Raw genomic sequence first — 2,259 nt, 5'->3', positions numbered from 1 at the left:
AAGGATTTAATCATTAAGCAGCATTGGATAGCTGCGTCGGAGTAGGTTTGATTTCGCCCTTGTTTGCCTTTTGATGGAGCATACCATTGCGTAGCAGGATCAAACCAAATGGCAATATTTCCGCGACTCATGAGTGCTCGGTTATATGCGGGCCAATTGGTTGTACGGTAGATTTTGTGTGTAGGCTTCTTCATTTGAAAATTATATCGCTGAAAAAGCCTTTACAGATAGGTTTGTGCAACAAAGCCTTGCTTAATCATTAAATAAAAAGTTGACAATGAGATACCAATGTATCGCTTTGAACTAAGGATCAGAAAGAAGATTGCTTTTTGATTTATGAAAGAAGTTTAATAATATTAGACAATAATGAGAATACTTATTATATTATAAATACATAAACTATATTGATATCTACTTCAAAAGGATATTATGAAAACCCCAAACCAGCTAATAGCTGAAACTAAAAATAAGGTTATTGAAATAAAAGTCGAGAAGCTCTACGAGAAATATTTAGAATATCCTGACTTAATTTTAATAGACGTTCGTGAACCTGAAGAATACAAAACTGTAGCTATTGATCGAGCTGTAAATTTTCCACGAGGGATGCTGGAAATGAAAATAGCCCAACATCCCCTAGTGAATCACCATTGCGAAATTGAACATTCTTTACAGGAACTATCAGAAAAAGATATTTATTTAATCTGTGGTACAGGAGCTCGTTCAGCTCTATCAATTCAAGCACTTCAAAATATGGGATTTGAAAAACTTTATTCTGTAGAAGGTGGTATGCAAGCTTGGATTGATGCAGGTTATCCAACCATTTCTTATTTAAATTAATTCCCCCCCCTAAGGAGACTGTAAATGTCTAACCTAGATGAAGTTGTAACATTTCCACAATTAAATAAGCCAGCACCAAATTTCAATGCCAAAACTACTCATGGTATGAAAAGTTTAGAAGATTACAAGGGAAAATGGTTAGTTCTTTTCTCACATCCAGCTGACTTTACACCTGTTTGTACTACTGAATTTATGGGTTTTGCAACTCGCGCTGAGCAATTCGCTGAACTGAACTGTGAACTATTAGGTTTATCAATTGATAGTGTACATTCACATATTGCTTGGGCACGTAGTATTCAAGAAAATTTTGGCATTAAAATCCCATTCCCAATTATTGCCGATCTTTCAATGGAAGTTGCCAAAGCTTATGGCATGATCCAACCAGGTGCTAGTGATACAGCAGCTGTTCGTGCGACTTTTATTATCGATCCTGAAGGTATCTTACGTGCAATGGTTTATTACCCTATGAGTAATGGACGTAGTATTGATGAGTTTCTTCGTGTACTTAAAGCGTTACAGACTTCTGATGAATACAAAGTTGCTACACCTGAAAATTGGCAACCGGGCCAAGAAGTGATTGTGCCACCACCAGTAACAATGGAAGCTGCTGATACACGTAAATCTGAAGGCTACAACTATGTAGATTGGTACTACAGCACTAAATCACTATAATTTAAAATTAGTTCTTTACTTCAAATTGTAGTAATAAAAATATGAGGCAGTTAGCCTCATATTTTTATTTATCATCTGACAAAATTTATTCTAAAAGACTTCTTAACATCCATGCAGTTTTCTCATGAATATCTAATCGTTGTGTGAGTACATCTGCTGTTGGCTGGTCATTCGCCTCATCCACAACATCAAATATACTTCTTGCAGTTCTCGCAACCGCTTCATGTGCATTAACCAGTAACTGAATCATTTCATTTGCTTTAGGAACACTCTCGACTTCCTTGATTGAAGCTAATTTTACAAATTGCTTATAAGTACCTGGTGCAGGAAAACCTAAAGCACGGATACGCTCAGCAATTACATCTAGTGCATTCCACTGTTCAGTATATTGGTCCATGAACATGTTGTGCAGGCTGTTAAACTGTGGTCCGGTGACATTCCAGTGAAAATTATGAGTCATCAAATATAAAGTGTAACTATCAGCGAGTAATCGGGATAAACCTTCGACAATTTTTGCGCGATTATCTTGAGAGATACGGTAATCCTCCCTAAAAATAATTGAGTTTAAAAGTAGAAAATCGAATAACCTTGATTTAAGGAGATTTTCTATGAAAACATCTAAGTATTCAGACAGCTTGATCATGAGTATCTTGAAGCAAGCTGAAGCAGGAACACCCATACCGAACTTGTGCCGCGAACATGGTATGAGCTCTGCTACATTCTACAAGTGGAAGTCCAAATATGGCGGCA

Annotated in this window: 5 protein-coding genes; 3 read left to right on the top strand and 2 right to left on the bottom strand. The window is 36.6% G+C overall.

What is annotated here, in order from left to right; translation table 11 throughout:
- On the bottom strand, window positions 1–194 hold a 194-nt coding region (locus F947_RS14275), incomplete at its 3' end, for a transposase (RefSeq protein WP_000743266.1).
- 235 nt (window positions 195–429) lie between these two features.
- Between F947_RS14275 and F947_RS07030 the strand changes: the two genes are divergently transcribed.
- Together F947_RS07030 and F947_RS07025 are read left to right on the top strand one after the other, a co-directional pair.
- Entirely contained in the window at window positions 430–837 is a 408-nt protein-coding gene (locus F947_RS07030) for a rhodanese-like domain-containing protein (protein ID WP_004973758.1), read from the top strand.
- A 24-nt stretch (window positions 838–861) separates the two neighbouring features.
- The gene (locus tag F947_RS07025; RefSeq protein WP_004973756.1) at window positions 862–1,509 is read left to right on the top strand and encodes a peroxiredoxin; all 648 of its coding nucleotides are present in this window, start codon (window positions 862–864) and stop codon (window positions 1,507–1,509) included.
- Between the two features lie 85 nt (window positions 1,510–1,594).
- On the opposite strand, the gene F947_RS07020 is transcribed toward F947_RS07025, so the two are convergent.
- Entirely contained in the window at window positions 1,595–2,065 is a 471-nt protein-coding gene (locus tag F947_RS07020) for a Dps family protein (RefSeq protein WP_026438553.1), read from the bottom strand.
- Between the two features lie 52 nt (window positions 2,066–2,117).
- On the opposite strand from F947_RS07020, the gene F947_RS14270 reads away from it, so the two are divergent.
- Window positions 2,118–2,259: transposase (locus tag F947_RS14270; RefSeq protein ID WP_004973751.1), on the top strand; the 142-nt coding region annotated here is incomplete at its 3' end.

The organism is Acinetobacter towneri DSM 14962 = CIP 107472 (assembly GCF_000368785.1).
GTDB lineage: Bacteria > Pseudomonadota > Gammaproteobacteria > Pseudomonadales > Moraxellaceae > Acinetobacter > Acinetobacter towneri.
This window is presented reverse-complemented; position numbering and strand designations above follow the sequence as displayed.